This is a genomic window from Prevotella conceptionensis 9403948 (assembly GCF_000312305.1).
GTDB classification, from domain to species: domain Bacteria; phylum Bacteroidota; class Bacteroidia; order Bacteroidales; family Bacteroidaceae; genus Prevotella; species Prevotella conceptionensis.
Genome location: NZ_HE999446.1, coordinates 358,894 through 365,817, shown reverse-complemented (window position 1 = coordinate 365,817; position 6,924 = coordinate 358,894). Strand labels below are relative to the sequence as shown.

The following is a 6,924-nucleotide window of genomic DNA, read 5'->3' as shown; positions in this document are numbered from 1 at the left end:
GATGGTGATGGTGCTAACGGCAGCTTGCGACTGTCCGAAACCTCCTTCGGCATCGGTATAGTCGGCTTGTTTGGCCGTGCTGTTTTCCAGATAGCTTGCAGCACTGCCTGCTCCCCATTGTTCGAACGACAGTTTTACGCCCTCTTCGTACAGGTCTTTGGCCGTTCCGCCCATGCCGCTCCAACCGGCTAGCACGCCTTCTGCGCGGCAGAAAGCCATTTCAGCGGCAGTTAGCCACACGCCACGAGTGTTCTGACCCACGTTGGCAGCCGAATAAATCTCGTTGGCTTTCTTCTTATTCTCAATCTTTGCACCAGCCAGGCAGCCCACGATGGCACGTCCCGATGTCTTTTGTGCAGGTTTGAAGTACGTTCTAAGGCGTGGGTCGGCATAACCCGTGAGGAAACATTCCAAGTCGGCACAAGCGCGGCTGTCGCCCCATTCAATAGAAGTTTTATATTGTCCGTTGGGTACATAGGTAACGGCGCAATTGTCGTCGTTGCTCGTAATGACGCCAGCAGCAACGGCCGCCTCACCCGTTTTCTTTGCGAATGCAGGGTCGGCATAGCGCATACGTATGGCCATTCTCAGTTTCAACGAGTTGGCCAGCTTATACCATTTAGACACTTTGCCCTCATAAACCTTGTCGTTCTCTTCGTTTACGGTTGAAGTGTTGAACGGTTTGAGCAGCAATGCGGCCGTGTCTAGGTTGGCAACGAGCAACTTATATACGTCTTCTTGCGAAGAGTAGGCGGCATCGTCTTGCTCTAAGCCCACGGGCAATGCGCCATACATGTCAACATAGCGTTGGTAAACCTGTGCACGGAGCACCAATGCCTGGGCGTAGAGCACGCCTTCGCGACCCGTTTTGGCAGCGATGGCTTTGAAAGCCGACGTTGCTTTGGGCAGTGAATTGTTGAATGGCCAGCTCACCCAACCATTGGGCGCATTGAAACGGGCGAAGTTCTTGTCGCTGAAACCATTGTTGGCATAAGTCATATAGCGGCCCAGATAGTTGCCGATGAGGTCTTCGGTCATCTGATACGTGTTCTCTTGTTCGGGGAAAGCCTCGTTTACCAATTGGGTAAGGAACGAACTGGTGGAGTAATTGTCGCGGTCCAGCTCATCTGCCGATACCTTATGGCCGGGTCGGTTGGCCTCTTCGAAACCGGCGGTGCAAGCCGTTTGCATGGCTAAGCCGCCTACTAGCAGGGCTCCCAAGGCCATCGACTTCAATATATGTTTGTTGTTCATCGTTGTATTCTTTGTGTTGAATATATAAAATGTATGCTTGTGCGTTAGAATTTCAGTTTTACGTTGAAGCCCAACGAGCGCAAGCTAGGCTGCATAAAGTAGTCGAAACCTTGATAGTAGGTACCTGTCGAGGCAACGGCTTCGGGGTCGAATGGAGCCTTGTTGTAAATGAAGAAGAGGTTGTTCGCAGTTAGTCCCAGCGACAGTTCCATGCCTTTGAGCCACTTCTTGGGCAGCGTGTAGCCCAAATGCGCCTCTTGTACGCGTGCATTGGTTGCACTGTAAATGTATTCGCTCCAAATGGGGTTGTCGCCACCTACGATGCGGTAGTAGTTCTCGGCGCTAATCTTACCGCCATTGAGGTTGATGCCGCCGTTGTTGCGAGCGTCTGCCGATGCTTTCGAAACACCCCAGGCGTCGAGAATGGCTTGCGTTTGCGATAGAACGATGCCGCCAAAGCGAGCTGTGATGAGGAAGCCGAAGTTGAAACCCTTCCAAGCGAACTCGTTAGAGAAACCGATGTTGGCTTTGGGTAATACAGAGCCGCGGTATTCGGGGTTGTCTAGGTTGCGTTGCAGCACACTACCCGTGTTGTCGGTAGCGATGTTGCCCTCGTTATCGCGAAGGAAGTCGGTAGACATGTAGATGTCGCCCATCGTGCCGCCCTTTTTCAAGATGATTTCGGCACCACTCAGTCCGCCCTTCTTCGACACTTCTCTGTCGTCGTCGAACAGCTTAACAATCTTGTTTTGGTTTGAGCTGAACGTGAACGAGGAGTTCCAATCCAAGTCGCCAAAGCGGTGATTGTAGCCAAGCGACAGTTCTATACCCCTGTTGCGCACGTTACCCAGCTGGATGTACTCCTTATCGTATCCTCCTGCCGTTACGTCGCGTAGGAAGGTTTGCTTGCGCGTGTTGCTCTGGTAGAGCGTCAGGTCGAGCGTTAGTGCATTGTTAAGGAAACGCGCGGTAAGACCTGCCTCCCACGAGTCGGTGCGTTCAGGATAGAATGTCTTGGGGAAACGATAGGTAACGGTGCGGTAGGTGCCCGATGCTGGAACGTATTCGTAACGCCAGCGCGAGGTGATGTTGGGCGAAATGGCACTACCTACCGATGCCCACGAGGCGCGAACCTTCATGTAATTGATGAACTTAGGCAGCTTAACCATTTGCGAAATAACGCCCGACATACCCACCGAGGGATAGAAGAACGACTCGTTGCTGGTACCGTCGAGTGCCGAATCCCAGTCGTTACGTCCCGTAAGGGTTAGGTAGACCATGCTCTTCCATCCCAATTCAACGTTGGCAAAGAGCGAGTTCACGGCGTGTTTGTGCAGGTCGTAGATGGGGCGGTTGTCGTTTGTAACCAGCGAATAGTCGATGGCGTTGGGGGTGAAGATGTTCGATGGTGCCTTCAAACCGCCCTGATGACCTTCGTTGTCGTATTTTGTTCGCGAGAACGAACCGCCCACGTTGGCACCGATGGAGAAGTTTTCGAACGACTTGTTCACGTTAGCCATCAAGTCGCCGTATAGCGATTGGTCGTTAATCTTAGCATGTCCGTAGTATCCGTACTTCGAATGTGCGAAGAGGTCGATGGTAGATGCGTAGCGTTTGTCTTCTTGTTTAACGGCAGCATCGTCCCAGCGCAATCTTCCCGTAACGTCTAGCCAGTCGGTAATCTTGTATTTAAGGCTTCCGCTAAGCATGTAACGGCTGCGGTGGTTTTCGCGAACCATGCGGTTTGTAACCCAATAGGGGTTTTGCATTTTCAGCGCGTCGCCATAATTCCAGTTCTGTACATACACATTGCGGTTGGGGTCGAATATCTCGTAGGTGCGAACGGCATCGAAACTTTCGCCGCGGGGGAATAGGTAAACGGCCGTTAGGGGGTTAAACCATTGTCCTTGTGCGGTAAGGTTGCGGTCGTTTTCAAGAATGTAGTTCAGTCCGAAGTCTAGTGTCAGCTTGTCGCCGAGCATGTTCGTTGTGTTTCTGAACGTCAAGTTGTAGCGGTTGTACTTGTTGTTGGGCAAGATGCCGGCTGCATTGGTAGTACCCACCGACAAGTAAGTTTGGTTCTTGTCGTTGCCGGCAGTAAGGGCCACGTTGTTTTGTATGTTCGTACCCGTGTTGAAGAAGTTCTTGGGCTCGTAGTTGCCATACGCCGACGGCTTTTTCTCGCCCCAGCTGGCAACACTTCCGGGTTTGTTAACATACTCGTTTTGGAACTCGGGCATGATGAAGGGGTTTGCAAACTGCGTGCTGTGGCTAACGGTAACGCTAACCTTGCCTTCCTTACCTTTCTTGGTGGTAATCATCACAACACCTTGTGCGGCAGCCGAACCATAAAGGGCAGCGGCGGCAGGACCGCTAAGCACCGAGATGCTTTCGATGTCTTCGGGGTTGATGTCGGCAATGCCTTCCGAACCGGGTTGCGACGAGTACATGCTGCCCGTTTCGCCATGCGAGGTGTTGGTAATTGGCACACCGTCGATTACATATAGTGCTTGGTTGCTTTGCGAGATACTCTTAGGACCACGCATCACCACGCGCGTTGCACCACCCATACCCGCCGAGGAGGCGTTGATGTTGATACCGGCCACCTTACCGTTGAGCGAGTTCATGAAGTTGGTGTTCTTCACTGTGGTCAGTTCGTCTGTTCCCACCTTCTGTACGTTGTAGCTCAGTGCCTTTTCAGAACGGCGAATACCCAAGGCCGTAACCACAACCTCGTCTATTTGTCGCGATTCCGACTTCAACATAACCGTTACATTGCCATTCGCAGGCACGGCCACTTCTTGTGTCTGGTGGCCCAAGTAGCTAATAACGAGTGTTGCGCCAGCATGGGCGTTAAGCGTAAAGTTACCGTCGATGTCGGTAACGGTGGCCGTTTGTTCGCCCTTAACGCGCACGGTGGCGCCGATAACGGGTTCGTTCATGCTGTCGAACACCGTTCCCGTAACCTTCACCTCGTTGTGCTTTTGTTGTAGATTGTTGGGCATAGTCGCCCCAGTCCTTTCTGTCAGCTGTTTGGCAAGTGCCGTCCCGTTGTTGTTAGGATAGGCATTGCTGGCCATTACGCCAGAGCCGATGCCGACAAGAAAGACTGCCGTTGATAGGATTCTTTCCCTGTTCATAGATGTTATTTTGAATGACTTTTGAAAATTGATGTTTCTTTGTTGTGGGGGCAAGCACCTTTGGGTTAGGGTGCGAATAGCAGTAGCCAATTTGTTGCGCAATGCGTATGCGCAGGTGCAAACTGGGTTATGCCTTGCCTTGTGTAAGCGTGTAAGCCATTGCACCCTGCTTTATTGGCGTAGGCGCAAAGTGTTTCTCCCGCCCCATTTGCGGGGGAGGGAACTTACTTGCTTTTAGCAAAGGCTAGGGTGTGCCTAGTTGGCCGAGCAACGTAGTGTGGCTCAGTGCTAGCTGGTCTGTCTTGTTTTGCTGTTTGTTCCTAATGTTAGAAAACACGAGTTCCAAATTGAATTAATTGCGTTGAGGCTTGTAGAAAAGTCCTTCGGCAGAGATGTTAAGCAGATAATTCGACCTAATATCTAGTGGCCTTAACCTTATTTTTAGTTCATTTGTTAAGTAAATTGGGGGGCGGTTAGGCCGTCAGTAAAGTTATTGCCTTCTACGAACACGCTGTTTGAAGTGTTGTTGCAGTGGCATTCTCAGCTATGCTTTTACCTTTTTTCGAGTGCAAAGTTATAGTTATCCTTGATATAAAACAATTTTTAGCGATAAATTAACTTTTATTATGGCGTTTGGTTGGGTGAGATGCGTGTTGGTATCAGTGCCTAATGATGGTTTCTAATGCAGATATGTGCAAACTGGCTCATGGCAAAGAAGTGTTGAGGCCAATGCTTTTGCGTATAATAGGTTTGCGAAGTGAAGTTCGGTTTTTGCTCTGCCAAAAAGCATTGAGGTTCATTTACAAAAGCTTTGCATATAGCGGCTATTGTAAACGAACCTCAATGGGTCTGCGGAAAAAGAATGCGCCTGTTACTTGTATTCAGGCTCAGGCATGGGTATGTACTTAACCTTTCGGGCGTTCCATGCGGCTTGTGGCTCTCCATCTACCATTGCCCGGCGCAGGTCGTCGATGCGACAACCGTGTAAGAAGAGGAACACGTGCCGAAGATGTGCCAACTCTTCAAGGGTTGGCGCGGCGGTTATTGTCTGCCCTGTGGAATAAAGGGCAAGCACCTTATTAACACATTGCGCGGCATCGCCCTGCATCAGGCCCCTCACAATGAGTTCGGCCTGGATAAGTTTCATCTCCTTTTCGTCGATGATAACCAGTGGAGCGTATTTTTCCAGCGACGTTAAGTATCGGTGTCCATCCTTGTTTATGGCCGTGTTGATGGCCTTTTGCTCTGCCGTCCCTTTAAGCGAAGCCACCAACGAGGCATCCACCTGTACATTAATCGCAGGCAGTCCGACGGCCGAATACAAGGGGTTGGCGTTGCCGTTGATGTTGTAAACCACATCCACCTGCATGTTGTTGGCATAGGCATCGTTCCACAGGGCAGCGGCTTCTGCATATCGTTGCCTTTGCATGGCAAGTTTCACCATGAGCATGCGCACCTGCTTAACGGCTGTTGCGGCCACAAACACACCCTTCTTATTGGCCAGGAGCTTGCCCTTGGCCTCGTCTAAGGCCTGCGAATAGTGTTGTTGGGCCTTGTCTTGCAGTTCTTCGTTGCCTACCATTTGGTTGTTTACGCGTACGCCCTCGGCACTCTCTGTGCTTTTCGAGAACATCTTTCCAAGCAGCTGATAGGCCAAACCAGCGTACAGGTGCCCAGTGTAGCGGGCGTATGCGCGTACGGCATCAAAGTTTTCCGTGCCGTCGTTGCTTAGTTTCGCCTCCACTTGTAGCACCTCTTCGGCTCTTGCACGAAAGTTTTGCAGATTGTTCCATGTGTCGGCCACATCGCTGTTGGGTTTAACGTCGTCGCTTTTAAGCTGCTTATAGATAAGGAAATTGGGCTTGGCTGTTGGTTCAACCTCATCTGTCATTGCGCCCGATGTAAGGAAGGCGGCCGAAGCTGCCACGCCGGCCAAGGTCTTTACATTGGCAATCATCGCCCCGTCTTTTATGTTTTCTGTGCGAATGGTGGCCAACATGCTCGGTGTTGTTATCTGTTCGGTGGTGAGCATGTTGTTAGGTGTCTTGGCATTGTCTATCCAACCGTCGCACGATGTTAGGGCAGTGGCCAGGGCCAACATGGCTATTGATATATGTCTTGATTTCATTGTCATTTTGAAATTGGCCCCACCCCCAGCCCCTCTCCAAAGGGCGGGGGAGTGAATGGCCTTGTTAATTAATAGGGTTGCTGTAAGGAAATAAGGAGTTAAGGGGTTAAGGAGTTATGGAGTTATGGAGTTATGGAGTTAAGGAGTTAAGGAGTTAAGCCGTATGCTTTTGTTACCTAGTGGCTACTTACCTTGTTAACTCGTCAACTTGTCAGCTCGTCATCTCGTCAACTCGCGAACTTGTCAACTCACAAAGCTAATCACTCCCCTCTCCCCTTGGAGAGGGGTAGGGGGTGAGGCTTTGTCTACTTATTAAGCTAATCACTCCCCTCTCCCCTTGGAGAGGGGTAGGGGGTGAGGCTTTTTTGTCTACTCATTAAGCACATCACTCCCCTNTCCCCT

At 50.9% G+C, this 6,924-nt stretch carries 3 protein-coding genes; all 3 read right to left on the bottom strand.

The window, feature by feature from the left end; translation table 11 throughout:
- Positions 1 to 1,254, bottom strand: a 1,254-nt coding sequence (locus BN93_RS07640; protein WP_044260090.1) for a SusD/RagB family nutrient-binding outer membrane lipoprotein, incomplete at its 3' end; no start/stop codon positions are given.
- Between the two features lie 44 nt (positions 1,255 to 1,298).
- A complete protein-coding gene (locus BN93_RS07635) occupies positions 1,299 to 4,394 on the bottom strand; it encodes a SusC/RagA family TonB-linked outer membrane protein (RefSeq protein WP_044260089.1) in 3,096 nt (1,031 codons plus the stop codon).
- 871 nt (positions 4,395 to 5,265) lie between these two features.
- Positions 5,266 to 6,522 carry a hypothetical protein gene (locus BN93_RS07630; protein ID WP_232211138.1) on the bottom strand — a complete coding sequence of 419 codons (1,257 nt, stop codon included), beginning with the start codon at positions 6,520 to 6,522 and terminating at the stop codon, positions 5,266 to 5,268.
- Between the last annotated feature and the right edge of the window lie 402 nt (positions 6,523 to 6,924).